The sequence below is a fragment of the Aliiroseovarius sp. M344 genome (genome assembly GCF_025140835.1).
Classification (GTDB): domain Bacteria; phylum Pseudomonadota; class Alphaproteobacteria; order Rhodobacterales; family Rhodobacteraceae; genus Aliiroseovarius.
Genome location: NZ_CP081153.1, coordinates 1,417,256 through 1,441,663, shown reverse-complemented (window position 1 = coordinate 1,441,663; position 24,408 = coordinate 1,417,256). Strand labels below are relative to the sequence as shown.

At 57.6% G+C, this 24,408-nt stretch carries 19 protein-coding genes; 9 read left to right on the top strand and 10 right to left on the bottom strand.

Annotated elements, in window-relative coordinates; all coding sequences use genetic code 11:
• Positions 1–53: 53 nt before the first annotated feature.
• Both K3556_RS07045 and K3556_RS07040 read right to left on the bottom strand, forming a co-directional pair.
• The gene (locus tag K3556_RS07045) at positions 54–590 is read right to left on the bottom strand and encodes a TadE/TadG family type IV pilus assembly protein (RefSeq protein ID WP_260519007.1); all 537 of its coding nucleotides are present in this window, start codon (positions 588–590) and stop codon (positions 54–56) included.
• 84 nt (positions 591–674) lie between these two features.
• Entirely contained in the window at positions 675–2,468 is a 1,794-nt protein-coding gene (locus tag K3556_RS07040) for a TadE/TadG family type IV pilus assembly protein (RefSeq protein WP_260519006.1), read from the bottom strand.
• 348 nt (positions 2,469–2,816) lie between these two features.
• Between K3556_RS07040 and K3556_RS07035 the strand changes: the two genes are divergently transcribed.
• Positions 2,817–4,247 carry a Glu/Leu/Phe/Val family dehydrogenase gene (locus K3556_RS07035; protein WP_260519005.1) on the top strand — a complete coding sequence of 477 codons (1,431 nt, stop codon included), beginning with the start codon at positions 2,817–2,819 and terminating at the stop codon, positions 4,245–4,247.
• Between the two features lie 63 nt (positions 4,248–4,310).
• Here the strand turns inward: K3556_RS07035 and K3556_RS07030 are convergent, their stop codons facing one another.
• Positions 4,311–5,702 carry an N-acetylmuramoyl-L-alanine amidase gene (locus K3556_RS07030; RefSeq protein ID WP_260519004.1) on the bottom strand — a complete coding sequence of 464 codons (1,392 nt, stop codon included), beginning with the start codon at positions 5,700–5,702 and terminating at the stop codon, positions 4,311–4,313.
• Positions 5,703–5,785: 83 nt separating this feature from the next.
• Positions 5,786–6,544 (bottom strand): DsbA family protein, encoded by a 759-nt coding sequence (locus K3556_RS07025; RefSeq protein WP_260519003.1) that lies wholly within the window; start codon positions 6,542–6,544, stop codon positions 5,786–5,788.
• Between the two features lie 230 nt (positions 6,545–6,774).
• On the opposite strand from K3556_RS07025, the gene K3556_RS07020 reads away from it, so the two are divergent.
• Together K3556_RS07020 and K3556_RS07015 are read left to right on the top strand one after the other, a co-directional pair.
• Complete coding sequence (locus tag K3556_RS07020; RefSeq protein WP_260519002.1) at positions 6,775–7,929, top strand: pyridoxal phosphate-dependent aminotransferase; 1,155 nt, start codon at positions 6,775–6,777, stop codon at positions 7,927–7,929.
• 262 nt (positions 7,930–8,191) lie between these two features.
• Positions 8,192–10,282: a Hint domain-containing protein gene (locus tag K3556_RS07015; protein WP_260519001.1), complete on the top strand. Its 2,091-nt coding sequence runs from the start codon at positions 8,192–8,194 to the stop codon at positions 10,280–10,282.
• A 61-nt stretch (positions 10,283–10,343) separates the two neighbouring features.
• Here the strand turns inward: K3556_RS07015 and K3556_RS07010 are convergent, their stop codons facing one another.
• The 4 genes from K3556_RS07010 to K3556_RS06995 form a co-directional block, all read right to left on the bottom strand.
• Positions 10,344–10,814, bottom strand: a complete 471-nt coding sequence (locus K3556_RS07010) for a c-type cytochrome (protein WP_260519000.1) — start codon at positions 10,812–10,814, stop codon at positions 10,344–10,346.
• A gap of 97 nt (positions 10,815–10,911) precedes the next feature.
• Positions 10,912–11,697: a gamma-glutamyl-gamma-aminobutyrate hydrolase family protein gene (locus K3556_RS07005; protein WP_260518999.1), complete on the bottom strand. Its 786-nt coding sequence runs from the start codon at positions 11,695–11,697 to the stop codon at positions 10,912–10,914.
• A gap of 75 nt (positions 11,698–11,772) precedes the next feature.
• The gene (locus K3556_RS07000) at positions 11,773–12,201 is read right to left on the bottom strand and encodes a GlcG/HbpS family heme-binding protein (protein WP_260518998.1); all 429 of its coding nucleotides are present in this window, start codon (positions 12,199–12,201) and stop codon (positions 11,773–11,775) included.
• A gap of 23 nt (positions 12,202–12,224) precedes the next feature.
• Positions 12,225–14,336 (bottom strand): malate synthase G, encoded by a 2,112-nt coding sequence (locus K3556_RS06995; protein ID WP_260518997.1) that lies wholly within the window; start codon positions 14,334–14,336, stop codon positions 12,225–12,227.
• Between the two features lie 189 nt (positions 14,337–14,525).
• Here K3556_RS06995 and pepN point away from each other — a divergent pair, with 189 nt between their 5' ends.
• Positions 14,526–17,078, top strand: a complete 2,553-nt coding sequence (gene pepN, locus K3556_RS06990; RefSeq protein ID WP_260518996.1) for an aminopeptidase N — start codon at positions 14,526–14,528, stop codon at positions 17,076–17,078.
• 71 nt (positions 17,079–17,149) lie between these two features.
• On the opposite strand, the gene K3556_RS06985 is transcribed toward pepN, so the two are convergent.
• The gene (locus K3556_RS06985) at positions 17,150–17,746 is read right to left on the bottom strand and encodes a transglycosylase SLT domain-containing protein (protein ID WP_260518995.1); all 597 of its coding nucleotides are present in this window, start codon (positions 17,744–17,746) and stop codon (positions 17,150–17,152) included.
• A gap of 330 nt (positions 17,747–18,076) precedes the next feature.
• On the opposite strand from K3556_RS06985, the gene gatB reads away from it, so the two are divergent.
• Both gatB and K3556_RS06975 read left to right on the top strand, forming a co-directional pair.
• Positions 18,077–19,591 carry an Asp-tRNA(Asn)/Glu-tRNA(Gln) amidotransferase subunit GatB gene (gatB, locus tag K3556_RS06980; protein WP_260518994.1) on the top strand — a complete coding sequence of 505 codons (1,515 nt, stop codon included), beginning with the start codon at positions 18,077–18,079 and terminating at the stop codon, positions 19,589–19,591.
• 122 nt (positions 19,592–19,713) lie between these two features.
• Positions 19,714–20,127, top strand: coding sequence for a DUF4177 domain-containing protein (locus K3556_RS06975; protein WP_260518993.1), 414 nt, complete (start codon positions 19,714–19,716; stop codon positions 20,125–20,127).
• A gap of 9 nt (positions 20,128–20,136) precedes the next feature.
• Here the strand turns inward: K3556_RS06975 and K3556_RS06970 are convergent, their stop codons facing one another.
• Positions 20,137–20,394: a BolA family protein gene (locus tag K3556_RS06970; protein ID WP_260518992.1), complete on the bottom strand. Its 258-nt coding sequence runs from the start codon at positions 20,392–20,394 to the stop codon at positions 20,137–20,139.
• 74 nt (positions 20,395–20,468) lie between these two features.
• On the opposite strand from K3556_RS06970, the gene K3556_RS06965 reads away from it, so the two are divergent.
• From K3556_RS06965 to cobT, 3 genes are all read left to right on the top strand, one after another.
• On the top strand, positions 20,469–21,095 hold the full coding sequence (locus tag K3556_RS06965; protein ID WP_260518991.1) for a J domain-containing protein: 627 nt from the start codon (positions 20,469–20,471) through the stop codon (positions 21,093–21,095).
• A 221-nt stretch (positions 21,096–21,316) separates the two neighbouring features.
• The gene (gene cobS / locus K3556_RS06960) at positions 21,317–22,303 is read left to right on the top strand and encodes a cobaltochelatase subunit CobS (protein WP_260518990.1); all 987 of its coding nucleotides are present in this window, start codon (positions 21,317–21,319) and stop codon (positions 22,301–22,303) included.
• Positions 22,304–22,466: 163 nt separating this feature from the next.
• On the top strand, positions 22,467–24,341 hold the full coding sequence (cobT, locus tag K3556_RS06955; RefSeq protein ID WP_260518989.1) for a cobaltochelatase subunit CobT: 1,875 nt from the start codon (positions 22,467–22,469) through the stop codon (positions 24,339–24,341).
• Positions 24,342–24,408: the final 67 nt, after the last annotated feature.

The following is a 24,408-nucleotide window of genomic DNA, read 5'->3' as shown; positions in this document are numbered from 1 at the left end:
GCTTAGCCAACGAGGTTCGTGTGATTAAACATACGGACATCCTCACACCTTCCTTACGGTTCGTTAACATAGGTTGAGACAGCAACAAGGGCCACACCACCTGAATCGTCACGAGGCAGTCCCATAACAAATGGCGTCGAAGCAAAAAATGGATTTGACACGATGCAAGCCCGAATAAGCAACAGATCCCCGCCGCCGCCCGGCCCATAAACAACGTCGTCCGGTTGCTTGTAGTCGTCGCCACGATCCACGCAAGGAAGTGGGCCATTGGGCAAGTCCCAAGACAGAGTGTTTATCAATCTGACATCAACGGTAAGCTCCCTTTCACAATCGGAAAAAAGCATCGTATCATTACAGATGTTCTCTTTCAGCTCTTGCAGATTGTCTGGTCGTCTCGTCCCAAGCCGCATCCCACGCACGTTCATTTCGACGGCGCGTTCCAACATGACCGAACGCATGCCGTAGAACGTGAGCTCAAAGGACGTCAAGAACAGCGTCATGAACAGGGGAAACCAGATCACAAACTCAATGGTTGAGCTGCCGTCGGTCGCACGTAGGAAGCGCATATATTTCCGCATTACCTGTTTCATTCGTTACGTTCCGTTTTACCTTTTACCGTCTTTTGTTGGCTGCCGCGAGCGTACTAGCCCTTGCTGCGAACATGCTTGTGCAGATCAGTGGGTAAGCCGCAGTTTGTTGATGTCTGCTGCGATCTTCTTGAACACAGACCCAATATCCAGACCAGAGACCTTGTAATGCAGTCTTTTATTGTCCTTGATAGACGCACAGGATTGCATCGCATCCGTGGCAGTATTCGGCGTTTCCATCTCAATCGTGTAGATCGTTATGCCGGCATTTTTAGCCGCAGTGCATTGATCCAGCAGGCGTTGGTCGATGTCCCTGATACCGTCACCGTCAGAGTCGTTGGAATTTGAAATTTTGACACCGGGCGCGTCTTCCATGCCAGGATCCGTTGGAAGCAACCAATCGAACCTTTCGACAAATCCCCACGTGTATTTCAGCTTCCAGAACGTTTCCCAGTTCAAGTTGCTTGTATAGCTATCCGCTGGCGCTACAAACGGCGTACAACGGGTGCTAAAGCAATCTGCTTTCCCTTCGAAACCATACGGCTCTTCATGCCAGTTTTCTGGATCGGAGGTGATAGAAGGATTATACTGGTTCCAAGACGGGTAGTACCATAGATAACGTGGCTCCGTTACTTCCACACCATCTTCCATGACGGTCACGTTTCGGCGGATCGAGACGATATCTCGACCATTAAATGTATTCAGCCAAAACGGCGAAGGCCCAGTCCGGTATCCATCATACAAATAGTGGTGATTGGTGTTCTGCCCATCGGTCATAAGCACCAGGAACTTCGAAGAGGCGATTTTCCCAGGGTCATATGGGCGTTTCGCAAAATCTGCGTGCACGTCGCCATCACTGATCAGATCCGTGATCACAGGTTGAGTTTCGTGGTGCAGCAACGCCGCACCCCACTTCATGCCAATGTCGATCGCGGTATCACCTTCAGCCCCCAGGCTGTTGATCTTGGTTTTCATGACTGTCGGCGAGTGTTGGAACGCAACAACTTCGCGCCAGCTGTCGGTATGGCAAGACAGATAGGCGTCCGAATTGGTCGAGCGATAGCTGCCGCCATAACGATAAAACTTCGCAGCCTGACGGATGAGCTTTTCTGGCTCAAGTATCATGTCCGGATGCGGTTTTACGCGAACTGTCTGAAAGTCTTCGTCGCGGAAGGTAACGCAATAAGCATCGGTTTGCGCATCTTGGCGGTCAAATTTGCTGAGAATAGTCTGACCGACATTCACCTGAGTGGAATAAGGCACCAGTGTCAGCGATGTCTTTCTTTTGTCAATCGTACAGTTGGTGGATGTGGTCGGATCATTCGGGTTGCACAGAAGAAGATTCGAGAATTCCAGCGCGGCTTTGCGCAGCTCATAAATCTTTGTTTGTCCGGTGGTGGAGTTACTCCCCATAGACCCTGAAACGTCGACGACCAGCGACACCTCGGTCAGCTGGTTGATTTTCGCTGCACCCCCAGATGCAGGCGCACCCAAGTAATCGACACCGGACCAGCTCAGGAAGGGCGTGCCAATTTTCATGGTGGCGTCCGCGCTCACGATGGTGCCATCGGGGCCCACAATGACAGTGATATCGTCTGCGTCGACGATATTGCTCAACCCGGCGCGGTTAAAATAATCAAGCACAACGCCCTTTCGATCATTTTCCTGATCGGGGTGCGCCGCAGCAAGCAATGCGCGATCTAAGGTCGATTGCAAGCGGGTTCGCTGCAGCTCGTACCGCATCAAATCGATGGAAAGGCCAGAGAAAATAAGCAAAGTCGCGAACAGGAATAGGGCGAGGATAAACATCGCGCCATCCTCTTCTTTCGCAAACCTGTCAAAACGTTCGGCGCGGCCCAACTTGGTCAGTTTGGCCTTCAACGCCCCAAAGCGGTCATCACAACGCGCCATGTCGATCTCCCTTCCCATGCCCCCGCACGGTAACAAATCACAAATACAAACACTTTCTTAACCTTCTCGTAGATTATAGAAGGCTGTGGCGAAACTAAGGCATTTTCCGTGCAAATGCGAGTTTTTCGCAGTTTGACCCCGTCATTGTGCACGAAAGGTTAACAGAAGCTTCAGACAACGCCCTTTGAGCCCATGCGAACATCAATAGCGGCCAAATCTCCGGGGGGGTGGCTTTGGTCGCAATACAGCCTAACCTGCCCTTAGAACCGTCGCGGGCAAACGATTCTGCGGCGGCGCAGAAAAAAACAGGGGTAACAAATGGCTAATATTAATGAGCCGAGCTTCCGCGATTCCGTAAACCTGATGTTCGATCGCGCGGTCGCACTGATGGACATTCCAACCGGTTTGAAGCAGAAAATTCGTGTGTGCAATTCAACTTACACCGTGCGTTTCGGCGTGCGATTGCGGGGCGAAATTCACACATTTACCGGGTATCGTTCCGTTCACTCCGAACATATGGAGCCGGTCAAAGGCGGTATCCGCTATGCCTCGGCTGTGAACCAGGACGAGGTCGAAGCTCTGGCAGCCCTGATGACGTTCAAATGTGCCCTTGTGGAAACACCCTTTGGTGGCTCGAAAGGCGGGTTGTGCATCGAGCCCCGAGACTATGAAGAACACGAACTGGAACTGATCACCCGCCGCTTCGCCTATGAGCTGGCCAAACGCGATCTGATCAACCCATCGCAAAACGTCCCTGCCCCCGATATGGGCACCGGCGAACGCGAGATGGCATGGATTGCTGACCAATACGCCCGGATGAACACGACCGATATCAACGCGCGAGCCTGTGTGACCGGCAAACCCCCGCATGCTGGCGGCATCGCCGGTCGGGTCGAGGCCACCGGACGCGGCGTGCAATACGCGCTGCAGGAGTTCTTCCGCCACCCGGAAGACATTGCCAAAGCGAACCTGTCCGGCAAGCTCGACGGAAAGCGCGTCATTGTTCAGGGTCTGGGCAATGTGGGCTATCATGCAGCCAAGTTCCTGTCCGAAGAGGACGGCGCGATCATCACCGGGATCATTGAACGTGATGGCGCGTTGACCAGCGATACCGGATTGGATGTTGAAGCTGTGCATCAGTGGATCGGCCAACACGGTGGCGTAAAAGGGTTTGCCGATGCGACCTATGTCGAAGACGGCGCCAGCGTGCTGGAAAACGAATGCGACATTCTGATCCCGGCTGCGCTTGAAGGCGTGATCAATCTGACCAATGCAGACCGCGTTAAAGCGCCGCTGATTATTGAAGCTGCAAACGGCCCGCTGACATCAGGCGCGGACGAGATCTTGCGCAAAAAAGGGACGGTGATCATCCCTGACCTTTATGCCAACGCCGGCGGTGTGACCGTCAGTTACTTCGAATGGGTCAAGAACTTGAGCCATATCCGTTTTGGCCGCATGCAACGCCGTCAGGAAGAGGCCCGTCACCAGTTGGTGGTCGACGAGCTGGAACGCCTTGACCGTTATTTGGGCGACGCTTGGTCCATGACACCGCAGTTTAAAGAAAAATACCTGCGCGGTGCGGATGAGCTGGAGCTTGTACGGTCAGGTCTGGATGACACAATGCGCAAAGCCTATCAGGACATGCGCACTGTTTGGCATGAGCGTGATGACGTGGATGACCTGCGTATGGCGGGATACATTGTTGCTATCGATCGGGTTGCGTCGAGTTACCGCGCCAAAGGGTTGTAAGACAGCGCCGCCCGCTGTGCGTTTAACGTGAAGTGGGCGGCTTATCCATCTGTTTTTAAACCTTTATTTTCGAAGCTGCTCGGCTTTTGCCGCATCCTGCAGCGACCAATATTGCAACGCATCCCGAATACCCTCGGCCGCTTGTTTCCGCCAGTTTTCATCCTGCAAGAGCTTGCGGTCGCGCGGCGAGGACAGGAAGCCAAGCTCGATCAAGGCGGACGGGATGTCCGGCGCTTTCAATACAGAAAAACCAGCCTTCATGCGCGGTGACTTATAGGTCGATCCGGTCGCGGAATATATCCCTTCGACAAGCGCGTCGGCCAGCGTCTCAGAACGTGGTGTGGTTTCGGTACGCGCCAGATCCATCAGCACCAATGCGACTTCATCTGACTGGCGCGTCAGGTCGACACCGGCCAGAATATCCTCGCGATCATGGCGTTCGGCCAGACTTTGCGAGGCCGCGTCCGTGGCCTCTTCTGACAATGTATAGACGGTGGCCCCCGTCGCCCGCCCTTGCGCCAAAGCGTCAGCATGCAGCGACAGAAACACATCGGCCCCGGCACGTCTTGCGATGGTGACACGCTCTTCCAGCGGTACGAATACGTCACTTTCGCGGGTCAGGACCACTTTGAAGCCGCCTGCCCGCAACAAGGTCTCCTTCAAGCTGAGCGCGAAGGTCAACATCAGGTCAGCTTCCACCACGCCTTCCCGCTCGGCCCCCGGATCAATGCCGCCGTGGCCCGGGTCCAGCACGACAACCAGATCGCCAAACCCTGTCTGGCGGGTCTTGGGCGACGGCATGGGACGCGGGGCAGTTTGAGCGAACACAGCGCTGTCGGGTACGCCCGTCGTCGCGGTGAAGTCCTCGGTCGAAGCCTGTGCGAGCTCCAAATGCATCACAGCGGTGCCATCATCGGCTGCGCCGCTTGTCATCCAGGCTTTTTCCACGACCATCGGACTGGCAAGGGTCAGCACCAGTCGGGTCCACCCCGGCCGGAACAGCCCTGCCCGGATATCTGTGAACCGGTCCGAGGCCTTCAATACGCCCGGCAGGTCCAGTCCTGCCCAATCCAGTTCCGAGAAATCGACCACCACCCGCTGTGGATCGTCCAGCGTGAAAACGCGCCACGGCACCGTGCGGGTCATCGAAATGTCGACCGCCGACCCGCGCCAACGATCCTTGATCGTCACACCGGCATCGCTCAGCCGAGCCAATCCCGTGAGGGTTTGCGGGCTTGCATCGGGTACGGGGGTTACGGCGGGCGGTGTGGGCGCATCGGTGACCGTGGGGGCCTGCGCCACCTCGCGGTCAGGTTTGTGCTTTGGAAACAAAGAGGTCACAGGGGCCGCGCTGTCTTGCGCCAAGGCCGCCGAGGCCAAAAAGGCTGATTGCCCCAGTGTCAGGCCCATCGCCAGCAAGATTGACCCTGCCCCGCGTTTCATCCGTGTTGTCATAGTGATGTGACCTTGCCCGTGCCTTTGTTCTGGCCAGAGCTTATCAAGCCCTGACCAGAAGGTCAGCCAAGAATGACAGGAACTCAGCCGTCGGTTCGTTTGGCGGCGATGATGTCTTCCATCTGCTCAAGCGGCATATAGCCACGCGCCATCGTATCGTGCATCACGAAGGCCGGCGTGCCGGTGATTTGCAAACGCTGCCCCAGCGCTCGGTTCTCAGCCAGAATGGCGTCAACTTCCGGGGCGTTCATCCCGTCAGCAATCGCTTTACCATCCAGCCCAAGATCATCACCCAACTTTATCAGGCTTTCGGTCGTGACGTTGCCCCGCACCGTGATCAGCGCGTCATGCAGTTTTCCATAAGCCTCTTCGCCGAACAGCTTCTGACCCGAGATCGCAAACCGCGCCGACAACATGCTGGCTTCGCTGAGAATTGGGAATTCTTTCAGGATCAGGCGCACGCCGGTGTCTTTCTCCAAAAGCTCCTGCAGAACGTCATATGACTTCCGGCAATAGCCACATTGATAATCCACGAACTCAACAATCGTGATATCTCCATCCGGATTGCCCGAGACGTGGGAAAAACCATCGTCGAACAGCGCGTCCGCGTTGACCTTGACCAGATCATTGTCCAACGCGTCCTGCGCCTCTGCTTGGCGTTGCTCCAGAACCCCGATCGCCTCCATCAGCACCTCGGGATTGTCCATTAGATAGGCGCGGACCTCGTCACGGAACGCATTGCGCTCGTCATCTGTCATGCTGGACAGATCCAGCGCCTGCCCCGGCATCGCTGCCGCAAGAGATAAAGCTGTCGTCAGGGCCAAGGTCCGTGTTAATTTCATGTCGTTCGTCCGTTCTTGTTTGTACGCGCCGCGTTGGCGCGCGAATAATCTAGCAGCTGCGCGGGCCGCGTAACTGCACATTCTCGCGATCAGCTCGCGTTTAGGCCATCCTTGCCGTCCTGCCAACCGCCGACCGTTAAACAACGATGCGACAAAAGCCGCAGGGCCGACCCATTGACTCCGTCGTTCAGCAAGTGCACCCAATTCGCGCGAAGCATAGTGAGGTCCCGATGAAAACTTCAAGCCGTGGTGTTGTTGATCCCTTTATCGTTATGGATGTGATGGAAGCGGCCCGCGCGGCCGAAGCGTCCGGGCGACACATCATCCATATGGAGGTGGGACAACCTTCAACCCCTGCGCCAAAGACGGCGCGCGACGCATTGGTTCACGCCATGGCAGATGACGCGTTGGGCTATACGGTTTCCCTTGGCCTTCCGGCACTTCGGGAAGGCATCGCAAAGCTTTATAAAGATTGGTATAATATAGATCTTGACCCCGCACGTGTGGTGGTCACGCCGGGCAGTTCTGGTGCCTTTATTCTGGCGTTCACGGCGCTGTTTGATGCGGGCGACAAAGTGGGGTTGGGTGAGCCCGGTTACCCGTCTTATCGACAAATTCTGAAGGCCCTGAACCTCACCCCTGTCGGCATTCCGACCAAAGCGGAAAATCGCCTGCAACCCGTCCCGTCCGAGATCCCAGGGGATCTGGCGGGGCTGATCACCGCCTCGCCCGCCAACCCGTCGGGCACCATGTTGGATCATGCTGCGCTGGAAGGCCTTATCGGCACCTGCCACGATCAGGGCACCAGCTTCATTGCCGACGAGATCTATCACGGCCTGCAATACGAAGGCCGGGCCGTGTCCGCGCTTGAGGTGTCGGACGACATTTATGTGATCAACAGTTTCTCGAAATATTTTTCGATGACCGGTTGGCGCGTGGGCTGGATGATCGTGCCGGAAGATCACGTGCGACTGATCGAACGGCTGGCCCAGAACATGTTCATCTGCCCCTCGCATGCCAGCCAGATTGCCGCCCTCGCCGCGCTTGATGCGCGCGATGAGTTGGACGCGAACCTTGCCACCTATGCCACCAACCGCCAACTTATGATCGACGAGCTGCCGAAGATCGGTTTTGACAAAATCGCGCCTCCAGATGGCGCGTTTTATATCTATGCCGATGTCAGTGGCCTTACCGATGACAGCCGTGCGCTTGCCGCTGAAATCCTGGACAAGGCAGGCGTCGCGGTGACCCCCGGACTGGATTTCGACCCGGTGCGCGGGCATCAGACACTGCGGTTTTCTTATGCGCGGTCGACCGATGAGATCCGGGAAGGGCTGACACGGCTGGCTACGTTAATGGCGACCCGGTCCTGTGATAGGCGCTGACACGCGAAGCGAATCAGCTTTGCTGCGCACCTTTGATCGACCTATCAGTAAACGGTCATTTTCTACGATCGGTGGACAATGCAGCACCCGAGACCAGTTTGACGCGTCCCTCCCCCAAAATAGTGAGGTGCCGAATTTCAAAATCCTGAATTATGGCGCTTTTTTCTATATTTTGTCTTTTCTTTGCCCGGTTGACGTTTAAGTAATGGAACTATCGGAAGGTGGACCTTCCAATAGTGTTAATGAATGTATGAGTATTTAAATGCCCCAGGGTTATCTGGTTCAACTTGGCGACTATTCGCTGGATGCAGGCGACAGCATCGGCGGCCCACTGGTAACCTTCACGACCACTTCGACTATTGGTGCGGGTGAATGGGTTTGGTCTGGGACCTATAATGGCACCACATATACAAACACCACCGAACCCGGCGTGTATTACGAAGCATCGGACGGGAACGTCTATTTCGTACCCGATTACGGCCCCGTATCCACGATTTCATCATCTTCGGTGGTGTCTGCACCCGCCTATGCAACAGATGATGGGGTTCTGACCGGTACGTCGGGTGACGACGTCATTGATGGCAGCTTCACCGATGAAGACGGCGATGTGGTCGATGGTGGCGATGGCACCGGCGTAGGCGGCAATGACGATGTGATTTTCGGCTACGCGGGCAACGACACAATCGCGTCCGGTGCGGCAAATGACACAATCGAAGGTGGCGAAGGCAATGACACGATTGATGGCGGCGCAGGTGATGATGTCATCTATGGCGACGACAAACCGCCGGTTGACACAACTGAAGTTCTGGACTGGAGCGCGCAAGGCGGCGACGGTACCAATCTAAGCGCGGGTTTCACCCAAAACACCGGCGAAATGGACGTATCCGTCAGCTTTAGCAGTGATGGGACCAATGCGCCTGTCTATCGGGTCGAGACAAGCGATACGACCTATGTCGCAGTTGGCGAGGATTTTGACAACAACTCGAGCCTGTACCTTTATGGTAGCGGCGATGGAACGACGTCGACGACGACAATTGATTTCGCAGCTGCGGCAGGCAGCAATTCGCTGGATGATGTTCAAAATGTCTCGTTCCGGATCAACGATGTGGACTGGGGGGCTGGTAACCACACCGATATCATTACGGTGAACGCGATTGACGCCGCCGGCAATCCGGTGACCGTCACCTTGACACCGGGCGGCGGCGACACCGTGTCCGGCAACACAGTCACCGCCAGCACGGCAGCTAACAGCCAGAACCAACTTGACGGATCAGTTCTGGTCGAAATCTCGGGGCCGGTCAGCGAGATTGAGATTGTTTATGGCAACCTTCAGTCTGGCACACAGGCGATCTGGGTCTCGGATGTGCATTTTGAAACGATCCCCGATCCGTCCGTGGGTGGCAATGACACCATCGATGGTGGCGATGGCGATGATGTCATCTATGGTCAGGGAGGCAATGACACGCTAACCGGCGGCCTTGGCGTCGATACGCTGGATGGCGGCGAAGGCACCGATACACTGAATGTTGCGGCTGGTGACACGGCGTCTGGCGGCTTCGGCTCTGACACGTTTGATCTGGATTTCGACACGGCTCTTGATGGTTCTGGCCCGACGATCACCATTGATGGCGGTGAAGATGCTGACGATGGCGACACGGACACGCTGTATCTGAACCATCTTGTCGATGACTGGAACGATGTGGTCTTTGATCCCGGCAATTCCGAGAACGGGACCGCGACCCTGTCGGACGGCACCATTTTGACGTTCACAAACATCGAAAGTGTCATCATTTGCTTCACCACAGACACTATGATCCTGACGGATCGCGGCGAACGTCCGATCCAGGACCTGCGTCCGGGCGATATGGTTGTGACACGCGACAACGGCCTGCAGCCGATCCGTTGGATGGGTGAGAAAACCGTTTCCGGGCACGGCAAACTTGCGCCGATTCAAATTGCGCAGGGCCGCTTTGACAATACCAAGCCGCTGCTCGTGTCGCCCCAGCACCGCATGGTCTATGCTGGCCACGAAGCCACCCTGCTCTTTGCTGAGCGCGAGGTTATGGTGCCAGCCAAGCATCTGGTTGACGGTAAGGGAGTGGTGATCAAACCGATGGATCAGGTGACCTATTTCCATATCCTGTTTGACCAACACGAAATTGTCTTCGCCAACGGCGCGGCGTCTGAAAGCTTCCATCCGGGCCACGAAGGTCTGGGTGCCATCGACGCGGCAGCGCGGGAAGAATTGTTCGCCCTGTTTCCCGAATTGCGGTCAGACCCGCGCCAGTATGGGGACACGGCGCGCATGGTTCTGCGCGCCTATGAGGCGCGCGCTTTACCGCGCGTCGCCTGACACCAGCCACAAGAAAACCCAATTGACGGATGCCGTTTTCGGCGTCCGTTTTCGTTGGCGATCAGTTGATCCCATTTTCGCGCTGCACCGCGCGGATGAAGGCCACGACATCGGCGACCTCGGCGCGTGTAATGCCCTCGACCGGGGCCATATCACCGAATTTCCAATGATGCGCCCTGACACCAAGTTCGGCTGCCCGAAAAAAGGTCAGGTCAGCGTGATGCGAGGGTTCATAGATTTTATGGATCAGCGGCGGCCCTGCCCCGTTCCGCCCACCCGCCGTGTCGCCATGACAGGCGGCGCATTTTGCAAGGAAGACCCTCTGTCCGATTTCCTGGGTCGCATCCAGCTGGGGCAAAATGACAGGCACCAGTTGGTCGCTGACAACGGTTTCCGAAGGCATCGCCCCGTCAACAGGTGCAGCAGCCTCCCCGTCGCCAGACCGCGACAGGCGCGACAGGCTTAACCCCGCCATCGCAAGCACGACAATCGCGATACCTGCATAGAATTTTTTGCGGTTGGATCGAATCATATTGTCTCCTTCGCTGCACGCAAGTTGGGCGTTCCAGTCGGAGGAAGGTCAACACTTGACTGCGCTGGTCACCACTGTCCGCAAATCAGGCCACCAATCAGGCCACTGACGATTGCGGACTGCCCCGATGCACTTTGTTGGCCACCCAATCACGTACGGCATCGCCGAAGGCCGAGAACAGAACCCGCGATACCGGATCCTGGGTCGCGTTGTATTCAGGGTGCCACTGCACCGACAAGGTGAAGCCCGGCGCGTCGCGGATTACGATTGCCTCTGGCGTTCCGTCATCCGCATGACCTTCGATCACAATACGGGACCCCGCGGTCTTGATCCCCTGCCCGTGCAGCGTGTTGGTCCGCACACAGGTCGCGCCCAGAAGCTGGTGGAACACCCCACCTTCGTCCAGATGCACATCGTGCCGAATGGCGAATTTTTCTTCCAGCGTGCCATCGGGCGGCATCCGGTGGTTCATCCGTCCCGGAAGGTCGCGGATTTCCGGATACAGCGTGCCGCCCATGGCGACGTTCACTTCCTGAAAGCCGCGACAAATACCAAAGAAAGGCTGCCCACGATCAACGCAGGCCCGGATCAGGGGCAAGGCAATGGCATCGCGGCAGCGGTCAAACTCGCCATGCGCCTCGGTTTCGTCCTCGCCATACTCAGCCGGATGCACATTCGGGCGGCCGCCGGTAAACAGAAAACCATCGCAGGTTTCCAGCAATTCCTCGACCGTTACAAACCGAGGATCAGACGGCACGATCAACGGCATACAGCCGGCAACATGCGCGATCGCCTCGGAATTCATCGTGCCGCCCGCATGGGTCGGGTATTGGTCATTGACCAAGTAGGAATTGCCAATGATGCCGATGATGGGGCGTGTCATGCCTGCTCCGGAAATGCGTTCGATTGCAGGAGGATAAATGAACTCTGCCACCTGCACAACGGACAGTATGGCGGCTTAGCCTTCGGGTACAAGACCTGCCGCAAGAATACCAGCCTCGCCAGCCGCCATGTCGTTTTCGGACGTGTCGCCCGTCACGCCGACACCACCCACCACATCGCCCGCGGCGTTGCGGACGATAAAACCGCCGGGAACTGGGACCAGTTTACCGCCATAGGCCGCGTTGGCCGCACCGATGAAATAGGCCTGCGCTTCCGCGCGGTCGCGCTGTGCTGTGCCGCCCATGCCCAGCATGACCGACCCATAGGCCTTGCCGCGCGCCAGATCGAACCGCCCGGCTGGTGCACCATCGGACCGTTCAAAGGCGATCAGATGCCCGCCCGCATCAACTACCGCGACTGACAGGGGCTTCATTTTTGCCTTTGCCGCGTGGCTCAGCGTTTCGCGGATCATCAGACGCGCAGCGTCCAGTGATATCTTGTTCATGTCCTGTCACCTCTTCGGTTTGCTTAGCTCACATTCTGTGCCTTTTTGGCCAATCGATGCACATGAAGCAGGGGTTCAGTATAGCCCGAAGGCTGCGCGCGTCCCTTGAAAACGAGGTCGCACGCCGCTTTGAAGGCCTCGCCGTCGAAACTCGGCGCCATTGGTTCATAGGTTGGATCACCCGCGTTCTGTGCGTCCACTTTCACCGCCATGGCCCGCATCGCGTCCATCACCTCGGCCTCGGACACCACGCCATGATGCAACCAATTGGCCAGAGCCTGACTGGAAATCCGGCACGTCGCGCGGTCTTCCATCAGCCCGACATCGTGAATGTCCGGCACTTTGGAACAGCCAACGCCCGCGTCCACCCAACGGACCACATAACCAAGGATCCCTTGCGCGTTGTTTTCGACCTCGTCGCGGATTTCGGCATCCGACCAATTGACACCTTGGGCCACCGGAATGGTCAAGAGATCATCCAGCGTGCCGCGTGGGCCTTGGGCAGCAATCTCGTCCTGTCGCGCCAAGACATCGACGCGGTGGTAATGGGTGGCGTGCAAGGTCGCAGCGGTCGGGCTTGGCACCCAGGCGCAATTGGCACCCGACATGGGATGCCCGATCTTCTGGTCCAGCATGTCGGCCATCCGGTCCGGCATCGCCCACATGCCTTTGCCGATCTGAGCCTTGCCGCGCAGCCCGCAGGCCAGCCCGATATCCACGTTGCGATCCTCGTAGGACGCAATCCAGGCCGCGTTCTTCATGTCGCCCTTACGAACCATAGGTCCCGCCGCCATCGAGGTGTGGATTTCGTCGCCCGTGCGATCAAGGAAGCCCGTGTTGATGAACGCAACCCGGTGTTTGGCGGCGCGAATGCATTCTTTCAGGTTCACGCTGGTGCGGCGCTCTTCGTCCATGATCCCCAGCTTGACGGTGTATTGCGGCAAGCCAAGCAAGACCTCAACTCGGGTGAATATTTCGTCCGCAAAGGCGACTTCCTCCGGGCCGTGCATCTTTGGCTTCACCACATAGATCGAGCCTGTGACAGAGTTGCCACCATCGCGCATCAGGTCGTGCATCCCGATCAGGGTTGTGACCACCGCATCCATGATGCCCTCGGGCACCTCAAGGCCGTCCCGGTCCAGAATGGCAGGATTGGTCATCAGGTGGCCGACATTGCGCACCAGCATCAGCGCGCGTCCCTTAAGCCGCACCTTTCCGTCCGGTCCGTCAAAGATCAGATCATCATTCAGTTTGCGCGTGAAGGTTTTGCCGCCTTTCGACACCTCTTCGGTCAGCGACCCATCCATCAAACCAAGCCAGTTTGAATAGGCCAACACCTTGTCTTCGGCATCCACCGCCGCGACAGAATCCTCGCAGTCCATAATCGCGGACATCGCACTTTCAAGCCTAACATCCGACAGGCCCAGCGGATCAGTTGATCCGATTTCCGTTGCATCGTCGAATTCAAGAATGATCTTCAAGCCATTGTTTTCAAATAAATACCTGAACCCGTGCGCGCCAAGGAACTGTGACGGGTCATCCAAGGCAGGAAACTTGCGCGAGCCATCTTTGCGGGCGTCCAGCCACGACCCATCCGCCAGCGGTAGCGCTGCATCCAGGAAGGTCTTGGCGCGGTCAATCACCCGGCCGCCACGCTCTGGGTCATAGCCCTTGCCGGTGGGCAGATCCCCCAAGGCATCGGTCCCATATAGGGCATCATACAGGCTGCCCCAGCGCGCATTGGCGGCATTCAGCGCAAAACGTGCGTTCATGATCGGGACAACCAGTTGCGGCCCCGGCACCTCTGCGATCTCGGGGTCAACATTCATGGTCTCGATCTGAAAATTTGGACCTTCTTGCACCAGATATCCGATGTCTTGCAGAAAAGCACGGTAGGCGTCGGCATCATGGGGTTGGCCTGCCCGTGCCGTGTGCCAGTTGTCCACCTGACGTTGCATGGCGTCTCGCTTTTCCAAAAGCGCGCGGTTTTTCGGTCCAAGGTCGTGAATGATCGCAGCAAACCCCTTCCAGAACGCATCGTATTTCAACGCGGTCTTGGCCAAAGCACGGGTTTCCAGAAACCTGCCCAATTCACGGTGAACGGACAGACCTTTGCGCTCGATATAATCACTCATCCCAATTCCTTTGACCTGCTCAACTGATATTTGGGCCAGAGTTTCGCATGCGGCAGCAAATCACAACCCAAATTTCCGTAGCAAACTATTAGGGAAAACCGAATAATCAGGCGGGTTGGACGCACCGCTTGAAGACCGGGTCGCGCGGGTCTAACGTGCCAACTTGCACCCGCGCCAAAAGGACATCAGATGACCGGTACAGCCCCCCAACCAATCTTTCTTGCCGACTACGCCCCCCCCAACTGGCTGATCGAAGAGGTGTCGTTGACCTTCCGTCTGGATCCGGTCGCGACGCGGGTTAAGTCTACGATCCGGTTCGTGCCGAATCCCGATGCCGCTTCGCGTGATTTTTTCCTGCACGGAGAACATCTTACGCTCATCCGTGCCTCGATCGATGGCACTGAAGTCACCCCGGACCTTGTCGAAGGTGGGCTGACCGCTGCGGTACCCGACATGGCGTTCACGTGGGAAGCGGAGGTCGAGATTAGCCCGGAAACCAACACTGCACTTGAAGGTCTTTACATGTCGAACGGCATGTATTGCACCCAGTGCGAGGCCGAGGGCTTTCGCCGTATCACCTATTACCCTGATCGCCCTGACGTGATGGCCCCATTCCGGGTACGGATCGAAGGTGGTTTGCCGGTGCTGTTGTCCAACGGCAACCCGACCGGCTCCGGCGACGGTTGGGCCGAATGGCACGATCCCTGGCCCAAACCTGCCTATCTGTTCGCCTTGGTGGCCGGTGAATTGGTGGCGCGTGACGACAGCTTCACCACCATGTCGGGCAAAGACGTCGATTTGAAGCTGTGGGTGCGCCCCGGCGACGAGGGCAAGACCGCCTTCGGCATGGAGGCGCTGAAAGCCTCGATGAAATGGGACGAGGAAGTATATGGGCGCGAATATGACCTTGATATTTTTCAGATCGTCGCCGTGTCAGATTTCAACATGGGCGCGATGGAAAACAAGGGTCTGAACATCTTCAACACCTCCGCTGTGTTGGCCAGTTCCGAAACCTCAACCGACGCCAATTTTGAGCGTATCGAAGCGATCATTGCGCATGAGTATTTCCACAACTGGACCGGCAACCGGATCACCTGCCGGGATTGGTTCCAACTGAGTCTTAAGGAAGGGCTGACAGTCTTCCGCGACCAGCAATTCTCAGGTGATTTGCGGTCAAAGGCTGTGTGCCGGATCAACGATGTCTCTGCCCTGCGCGGCCGCCAGTTCCGCGAGGATAATGGCCCGCTGGCGCATCAGGTGCAGCCCGACAGCTTCGTTGAGATCAACAATTTCTACACCGCGACCATTTATGAAAAGGGCGCAGAGCTGATTGGCATGATGAAAACGCTGGTCGGCGAAGAAGCCTATTACAAAGCACTTGATCTCTATTTCACGCGCCATGATGGGGACGCCGCCACGATCGAAGATTGGGTGCGCGTGTTCGAAGACAGCACCGGCCGCGATCTGACACAGTTTCGGCGCTGGTACAAACAGGCTGGAACACCGCGTCTGATGGTATCTGAGGACTTTAACAACGACACCTATACACTTCATTTTGAACAGGAAACACCGCCCACACCGGGTCAGGACGAAAAACTGCCTCAACACATTCCGATTGCCGTTGGCCTGATCGGACCGAACGGAGACGAGGTTGTGAGCACCCAAGTTCTGGAGATGACCGAGGCCAAACAAAGCTTCGTTTTCGAAGGTCTGGGCGCCAAGCCGACACCCTCGATCCTGCGCCATTTCTCGGCCCCGGTGATCCTGCAGCGTGACAGCTCGCCGACCGAGCGCGCCTTTCTGCTGGCGCATGACACCGACCCGTTCAACAAGTGGGAAGCCGGGCGCACCTTGGCCAAAGAGGTGCTTATCGCGCTTTCCACCGACGAAGACGCGTCTTTGGAGGCCTATCTGGATGCGATTGCGATCATGCTGCGCGACGACAGTCTTGATCCGGCCTTCCGCGCGCTGACGCTTGGGCTGCCAAGTCAGGATGATCTGGCGCAGACGCTGTTTGATGCCGGCGTGACGCCAGACCCGCAGAAAATATACAACGCGCAGCAAACGCTGTGGCAAGCGATGGCAGAACATCTGCAGGATATGTTGCCCCGGATGATGGCGGAAATGGAGGTATCCGAACCCTTTGCGCCCAATTCCGAGCAGGCCGGAAAACGCGCCCTTGGACTTGGTTTGTTGAACCTTCTGAACAGGTTGGATGGCGGCGCTGCAGCAAAAGTCCTTTATGATCGGGCCGACAATATGACCTTGCGGCTTGGGGCGTTGGGATACCTGCTGCAGGTCCAGAAAGGCGACGCCGCCCTAGCAGAATTCCGCAGCCAGTTTGATCATGACGAACTGGTCATGGACAAATGGTTTTCGCTGCAAGTGTATCATGCAACGCCGGATCAAGCTGCGGCTGTAACCGAAGCGCTGACCAAAGACCCTGCGTTCCACTGGAAAAACCCCAATCGCTTCCGCGCCCTGTTTGGCGCGCTGGGAATGAACCATGCGGGGTTCCACCATGCGTCGGGCAAGGCCTATGCGCTCGCTGCGGACTGGCTGATCAAGCTGGACCCCGTGAATCACCAGATCGCCGCGCGCATGACTTCGGGCTTCGAGACGTGGCGGCATTACGATGCGGATCGTCAGGACATGATGAAATCCGCGCTGACGCGCATTCTGGCAACCGAGGGGTTGAGCCGCGACAGTCAGGAAATGGTGGGGCGCATCTTAAACGGTTGAGTATACCATCGGCACAAAAAAGGGCGGGTCCGAAAGGCCCGCCCTTTTTTCATGTGTTTTGCCAATCTCGTTCAGCTTACAGCGCAGTAGTTTTGATCCTTGATCCACGCCCGCATTGATTCCCGCTTCTTTTTGGAATGGAACGGACCCCAGTCAGCGGCGACACCGCGCATGCCTTTTGACACAACGTTATCACGCGGCACGGTCACCGACATGATGCGCACAGCGCAGCTCAGGTTCAGTTCACCTTGCTTCAGGTCCGATCCCGACCGAGCTTCGCAGCCATATCCGCGTGCGGTTGCCGGAAGGATCTGCACTAGCCCATACCACTTGCCGCCACCGCCAACAGCGGTCGGGCGCCACGTGCTTTCATAAAAGGACAAGGTGGACAGAAGCCCGGCCCAGAATGCGTTGCGCCCCTCGGCGCTTTGCTTTTCATAACCGGGGCACCACGCCTTGATATCGGCGGGCACAGTTTTCGACAAAGCCGCCCCGTGGGTTTCCAGCGCCTTCATGGTTGCATCAGTCCAAGCCGACGCTTGCGGCTTTGCATCCCATTTCATCGTCAACACCGGCGTGCGCACCCCGCGCGTACCGAAAATGTCGTTGGCCTGCGCAGCAGGGGCAATCATCATCGCCGCCATCAGGCCTAAAATTAGTCGTTTCATCGTCCCTCGCTCAGGTCCGGTTGCGTTCCACTTAATTCACCGCGGGGTCGTAAAAGGCGTGGTTGCATTAAGCAACCTCGCCGATGCGGCGCCGCAGCAATGGGCAGAGTCTTGCTGATATGCCTTATTTGCAGGGCCGGTATGCGCTCAGAATTTCTACTCTCGTTAGAAATTGACCGATTTGCTGCGTTGCAGCGCAATCTTTGGGCGAAAACCGGGTTGCCGCGCTCTGGGCACCGCTCTGCACACTCGACACACGTGCTGCCTCTTGCCCCGCGCCTACGCCTGCCCTAGAAGGCCAAAAGATCACGAAACACGGGAAAAGAGCACATGCTGGATCATCTCGCCTATGAAGCCCCTGCCGTTAAAACCATTGCCGGGGCCAAGGACGATTGGGAACTGGTTGTCGGGATGGAAATCCACGCGCAGGTCAGCTCCAATTCCAAACTCTTTTCCGGGGCATCGACCAAGTTTGGGGCGGAACCCAACTCGAACGTCGCATTTGTGGATGCTGCCATGCCTGGCATGTTGCCCGTGATCAATGAATTCTGTGTCGAACAAGCGGTGCGCACCGGTCTGGGCCTCAAGGCCGAGATCAACCTGTTTTCGGCTTTTGACCGCAAGAACTACTTCTATCCTGACCTGCCGCAGGGCTATCAGATCAGCCAACTGTACCACCCCATTGTGGGTGAAGGCGAAGTGATCGTCGACATGGCGCCGGGGATCGCACGCAAGGTGCGCATCGAACGCATCCACCTTGAGCAGGACGCTGGTAAATCCGTGCATGACATGGACCCGAACATGTCCTTCGTGGACCTGAACCGCACCGGTGTGGCGCTGATGGAGATTGTCAGCCGCCCGGACATTCGCGGCCCGGAAGAGGCCGCCGCCTATGTCACCAAATTGCGCCAGATCCTGCGCTATCTGGGCACCTGCGATGGCAACATGCAGAACGGCAGTATGCGGGCAGACGTCAACGTCTCGGTCTGTCGTCCGGGTCAGTATGAGAAATACATGGAAACGCAGGATTTCGGCCATCTTGGTACGCGATGCGAGATCAAGAACATGAACTCGATGCGATTCATTCAGGCCGCGATTGATTACGAGGCGCGCCGCCAGATCGCCATACTGGAGGACGGCGGCAAGATCACGCAGGAAACCCGCCTGTACGACGCCGACAAGAACGAAACCCGGTCGATGCGGTCCAAGGAAGAAGCGCATGATTATCGCTATTTCCCCTGCCCCGACCTGCTGCCGCTTGAGATCGAACAGGGCTGGGTGGACGACATCGCCAAGACCCTGCCCGAACTGCCGGACGAAAAGAAAGCGCGTTTCGTCAATGATTTCAGCCTGTCCGAATATGATGCAGGCGTCCTGACCGCGGATGCGGAGAGTGCTGCATTCTTTGAGGCGGTGGCGGAAGGTCGCGACGGTAAGCTGGCAGCCAACTGGGTCATCAACGAGCTGTTTGGACGTCTGAAGAAAGAGGATCACACGATCACCGAAAGCCCGGTCAGCCCGGCGCAACTGGGCGGTATCATCGCGTTGATCACCAACGGGGACATTTCGGGCAAGATCGCGAAGGATCTGTTCGAGATTGTCTATACCGAAGGCGGCGACCCCGCCAAGATCGTGGAAGACCGCGGCATGAAGCAGGTCACCGACACGGGCGCGATCGAAGCCGCCGTGGACGAAGTGATCGCCGCCAACCCCGCGCAGGTCGAAAAGGCCAAAGAGAACCCGAAACTGGTGGGCTTTTTCGTGGGTCAGGTGATGAAAGCCACAGGTGGCAAGGCCAACCCGAAAGCGGTGAACGAGATCGTGACCCAAAAACTCGGCCTTTAATCTCTGCTTTCTGAGGGCGGCATACCCTGCCCTCAGGCGGATTTCCGCAAGCCGTTCAATCCCCTTTGGTAGCTCACGCACGGATCGTTTAGGGTGCGCCAGCCAAGTTAAGGAACCACACCATGACGCAGTTCGAATACGAAGCGATCGCCGCGCCGCGCAAGGGCAAGAAAGCCCGCGGTATCAAAACCAATGAAGACCGGTTTGCACATGCCATGACCGAGCTGCTGAATGAGATGGCCGCTGATGGGTGGGAATATCTGCGCGCCGACACGCTGCCTTGCGAAGAACGCTCTGGCTTCACCGGGCGCACGACGGTCTATCAGAATATTCTGGTGTTTCGCCGCGCCTTGGACCGCGATGACGCGGTAGAGGCTGTGGAGGTGGACACACCGAAAGAGACGCCATATCGCTCTTCGGTAATGGCGACACCGGTCGATGTTGCGGATACGCACAAAGCGCCCTCGTTGCCATCAGCCGACGAGGCCAACACGGTCAGCCAGAACGCCCCCGCCATCAACCGCCAAGACAGCTAGGCCGCCCCCTCAGCCAGCTACGTCCAGCGCCAGTGCGTGAATCTCGCCAACCAGTTCGCTGCCAAGGGCTTTGTGGATCGCGCGGTGGCGGGCAACGCGCGACATATCGCCAAACGCGCGCGCGCGGATCACCACGCGGAAGTGGCTTTGCCCGCCGTCCTGATAACCTGCATGGCCTCGATGTGCTTCACTTTCATCAATGACTTCAAGATGTTGCGGGGAAAAAGCCGCCTGCAACGCGCCAGATATCCGGTCTGCCCTGTTCATTTCCTGCCCTTTCCCTCTTCTATCCCGGTGAAAAAGCAGTAAACTCTCGGGTCCGAGTCGAAAAGAGTATTTAGATGTCCAACAACGATCCATTTGGTTTTGACATGTCGGTCTCTGCGGCCAAAAAAAAGAACCCGCGTGGCAAGCGCGGGATGTCTGGCGCGTTCGAAACCTCGAAACGAGTTTGTGAACATGATGGCTGTCAGGAACAGGGCCAGTATCGCGCGCCGCGATCCCCCGATCATCTGGATGAGTTCAAGTGGTTTTGCAAAGACCATGTGCGCGAATATAATCTGAAGTGGAACTTTTTTGACGGGGCCTCTGAAGAAGAGGTGCACGAACAGTTCGACAAAGACCGGGTGTGGGAGCGTGAGACGAAGCCCTTTGGCACCAAGGACGAACAGCGCGCCTGGGCACGTCTGGGCGTCGATGACCCGCATCAGGTGCTGGGCGAAAACGCCACGCGCAACCCCGGCAAATCCATCACCGGGACCCGGAAACTGCCGCCCACCGAACGACGCGCGGTCGACATTCTGGAAGCCAAGGACCACTGGACCAAGGCCGAGATCCGAAAGGCCTATAAGAAACTGATCAAGGTGCTGCACCCTGACATGAACGGCGGTGACCGGTCGCAGGAAGAACAGCTTCAGGAAGTTCGCTGGGCGTGGGATCAGATCAAGGAAAGCCGGAGCTTTAAGTGACGTCGGTTTTTTGCAGGTATTCTGAAAGAAGTGCGGCCTGCGAGCCGCCTTTTTTCTTTGGAGCGTCTTCAAGTCACAAACGCCGGTGTAGCCACCGTTGAACAACCAATAGGGCCACCCTGTCCCTGCGTCACAAATCTGGCGACCTTCCCCTTGAACCCGTCCCGTTGATCAGGCATCAAAGCCGGGTTGCGACGCGCGAGGCAGAAGGAACTACGCAGATGGCTGACGGCACACATGACATGAACGCGAAACCCACCGAAGAGATTTCGGTCCGCGAGGTTTTCGGCATCGACAGCGATATGCATGTCAAAGGCTTTGCCGACCGCATGGATCGCGTGCCCGAGATCGACACTACCTATAAGTTTGATCCCGACACCACACTGGCGATCCTTGCAGGCTTTTCGCACAATCGCCGCGTGATGATCCAAGGCTATCACGGCACGGGGAAATCGACCCATATCGAACAGGTCGCCGCCCGTCTGAACTGGCCCGCTGTGCGTGTGAACCTTGACAGCCATATCAGCCGGATCGACCTGATCGGTAAGGACGCGATCAAGCTGAAAGACGGCATGCAGGTGACCGAGTTTCAGGAAGGCATCCTGCCGTGGGCGCTGCGCAACCCGACCGCGATTGTGTTCGACGAATACGATGCGGGCCGCCCCGATGTTATGTTCGTCATCCAGCGTGTGTTGGAACATGACGGCAAGCTGACCCTGCTGGACCAGAACGAAGTCATCACCCCGCACCCGTCCTTCCGCCTGTTTGCCACCGCCAACACTGTCGGTCTGGGCGACACGACCGGGCTTTACCACGGTGTGCAACAGATCAACCAGGCGCAGATGGACCGCTGGTCGCTGGTCGCCACGCTGAACTATCTGTCACATGACGCAGAGACCAACATCGTGCTGGCGAAGAACCCGCTTCTGAACACCGAGAAGGGCCGCAAAACCGTGGCCCAGATGGTCACCGTCGCCGACCTGACCCGCACCGCGTTTATGAACGGCGATCTGTCCACCGTGATGAGCCCGCGCACCGTGATCAACTGGGCGCAGAACGCGCATATCTTCCGCTCGGTCGGTTATGCCTTCCGCCTGTCCTTCCTGAACAAATGTGACGAGCTGGAGCGTCAGATCGTCGCCGAGTTCTATCAGCGTTGCTTTGACGAGGAACTGCCGGAGAGCGCGGTGAGCATGAGCTTGGGGTGATCTCAGGTGGTCTGATATCGTTGTGCACCGTCCGGTCGCGGGACCGGGCAGCGCCGACCCGCCCCCATGGGGCGGCGCTTTTGCGCCACCCCGCGGGTCTCTGCAGCCCTAAGCGCAGTTTCTATTCGTTGCGCGATCTTGCGTATTCGACAGGCAGAGCCAAATGAATAAACCATCCGACAACCCTGCTGATCCGTTCAAGAAAGCGCTGGCTGAAGCGACCAAGACGCTTGCCAACGAACCGGAACTGTCGGTCAGCTTTTCGGTGGACCCATCGGGTGTGACGAAGGACGCGATGCGGCTGCCTCAGGTTACGCGGCGCATGACCAAAGACGAGGTTCTTTTGGCGCGCGGCACGGCGGATGCCTATGCGATGAAGCTCCGCTATCATAACGAGGCGACGCATGCGAAATACGCGCCTGCTGGCAATATGGCGCGCGAGATTTATGAGGCGATGGAAACCGCCCGGTGCGAGGCGATGGGCGCACGCGACATGCCCGGCACCGCTGGCAATATCGACGCCAAAATCGAAACGGACGCAATGCGCGCGGGCTTCGACCAAATCACCGCAGCAGCCGATGCGCCCTTGGCTGCGGCAGCCGGGTATCTGATGCGCCATCTGGCGACAGGCCGCGCCCTGCCCCCGGCGGCGGGCAATGTGATGAACCTGTGGCGTGACTTCATCGAAGGTCAGGCCGGTGACCATCTGGACAAACTGGGCGACAAGCTGGGCGACCAGAAGGAATTCGCCCGCTTCGCACGTCAGATCATCGAAGACCTTGGTTATGGGGACCAACTGGGCGATGACCCTGATGGCGAAGACGACGACAATCCCGAAGACGCCGAGCCCGAAGACGATCAGGCTGACGATGATCAGCAAAACGAACAGTCGCCGGATGATGAAGAGGCCGAGGCCGATCCCGATCGCGCGCAAGACGAACAGATGGACCCGTCCGAGGCGCAGGTGACGCTGGACGACATGGCCGACGAGGATATGAGCGACGAGGCAGAGATGCCCGAGGCGGATGCGCCACTCGAGCAGCCCTCGCCCCCGCCGGCATCCGAAGCCGATCCTGATTATCTGGTCTATCACGGCGACCATGACGAAGAGGTTATGGCAGAAGACCTTGCGGAACCTGCCGAACTTGAACGCCTGCGCGCCTATCTGGATCAACAGCTGGAACCACTGAAGGGCGCGGTCAGCCGTCTGGCCAACAAGTTGCAGCGCCGCTTGCAGGCCCAGCAAAACCGGTCTTGGCTGTTTGACCTTGAAGAAGGCATTCTGGACGCGGGTCGTTTGGCGCGCGTGGTCGCAAACCCGACAACGCCGTTGTCCTTCAAGCAGGAAAAAGACACCGAGTTTCGCGACACGGTCGTAACGCTTCTGCTGGACAATTCAGGCTCCATGCGCGGCCGCCCGATTTCCATCGCCGCGATTTGTGCCGACGTTCTGGCGCGCACACTTGAACGCTGTCAGGTGAAGGTCGAGGTTTTGGGCTTCACCACCCGCGCGTGGAAAGGCGGATTTGCCCGTGAGAAATGGCTGGCTGACGGTCGCCCACAGCAGCCGGGCCGCCTGAATGACCTGCGCCACATCATTTACAAAAAAGCCGATGCCCCGATGCGCCGCACCCGGGACAATCTGGGTCTGATGATGAAAGAAGGGCTGCTGAAAGAAAACATCGACGGCGAGGCGCTGGAATGGGCGCATCGCCGGATCGTGGCGCGGTCTGAACAGCGCAAGATTTTGATGGTGATCTCGGATGGGGCGCCGGTGGACGATTCAACTTTGTCCGTTAACCCTGCGAATTACTTGGAAAAACACCTGCGCGACGTGATCGAGATGGTCGAAAAGCGCAAGCAGGTGGAGCTTCTGGCCATCGGCATCGGTCATGATGTGACCCGCTATTACGACCGCGCTGTGACCATTACAGATGTCGAACAGTTGGCAGGTGCGATGACCGAACAGCTTGCCTCACTGTTTGATTCCGACCCGCGCGCCCGCGCCCGTCTTTTGGGTATCAAGAAGGTCATCTGAACCCCTTTTCACCGGCGACAATTCACGGCATGGTGCGGCGCAACTCGCCCGTTAGGCCGTACATGGC

What these genes read in the sequence shown, in the direction of transcription:
- K3556_RS07000 (WP_260518998.1), bottom strand. Translation starts at nt 12,201, where the DNA reads ATGAACAAGATATCACTGGACGCTGCGCGTCTGATGATCCGCGAAACG.
- K3556_RS07025 (WP_260519003.1), bottom strand. Translation starts at nt 6,544, where the DNA reads ATGAAATTAACACGGACCTTGGCCCTGACGACAGCTTTATCTCTTGCG.
- K3556_RS07010 (WP_260519000.1), bottom strand. Translation starts at nt 10,814, where the DNA reads ATGATTCGATCCAACCGCAAAAAATTCTATGCAGGTATCGCGATTGTC.
- K3556_RS06970 (WP_260518992.1), bottom strand. Translation starts at nt 20,394, where the DNA reads ATGAACAGGGCAGACCGGATATCTGGCGCGTTGCAGGCGGCTTTTTCC.
- cobT (WP_260518989.1), top strand. Translation starts at nt 22,467, where the DNA reads ATGAATAAACCATCCGACAACCCTGCTGATCCGTTCAAGAAAGCGCTG.
- pepN (WP_260518996.1), top strand. Translation starts at nt 14,526, where the DNA reads ATGACCGGTACAGCCCCCCAACCAATCTTTCTTGCCGACTACGCCCCC.
- K3556_RS07015 (WP_260519001.1), top strand. Translation starts at nt 8,192, where the DNA reads ATGCCCCAGGGTTATCTGGTTCAACTTGGCGACTATTCGCTGGATGCA.
- K3556_RS07035 (WP_260519005.1), top strand. Translation starts at nt 2,817, where the DNA reads ATGGCTAATATTAATGAGCCGAGCTTCCGCGATTCCGTAAACCTGATG.
- K3556_RS06995 (WP_260518997.1), bottom strand. Translation starts at nt 14,336, where the DNA reads ATGAGTGATTATATCGAGCGCAAAGGTCTGTCCGTTCACCGTGAATTG.
- K3556_RS07045 (WP_260519007.1), bottom strand. Translation starts at nt 590, where the DNA reads ATGAAACAGGTAATGCGGAAATATATGCGCTTCCTACGTGCGACCGAC.
- cobS (WP_260518990.1), top strand. Translation starts at nt 21,317, where the DNA reads ATGGCTGACGGCACACATGACATGAACGCGAAACCCACCGAAGAGATT.
- K3556_RS06965 (WP_260518991.1), top strand. Translation starts at nt 20,469, where the DNA reads ATGTCCAACAACGATCCATTTGGTTTTGACATGTCGGTCTCTGCGGCC.
- gatB (WP_260518994.1), top strand. Translation starts at nt 18,077, where the DNA reads ATGCTGGATCATCTCGCCTATGAAGCCCCTGCCGTTAAAACCATTGCC.
- K3556_RS07030 (WP_260519004.1), bottom strand. Translation starts at nt 5,702, where the DNA reads ATGACAACACGGATGAAACGCGGGGCAGGGTCAATCTTGCTGGCGATG.
- K3556_RS07020 (WP_260519002.1), top strand. Translation starts at nt 6,775, where the DNA reads ATGAAAACTTCAAGCCGTGGTGTTGTTGATCCCTTTATCGTTATGGAT.
- K3556_RS06985 (WP_260518995.1), bottom strand. Translation starts at nt 17,746, where the DNA reads ATGAAACGACTAATTTTAGGCCTGATGGCGGCGATGATGATTGCCCCT.
- K3556_RS07005 (WP_260518999.1), bottom strand. Translation starts at nt 11,697, where the DNA reads ATGACACGCCCCATCATCGGCATCATTGGCAATTCCTACTTGGTCAAT.
- K3556_RS06975 (WP_260518993.1), top strand. Translation starts at nt 19,714, where the DNA reads ATGACGCAGTTCGAATACGAAGCGATCGCCGCGCCGCGCAAGGGCAAG.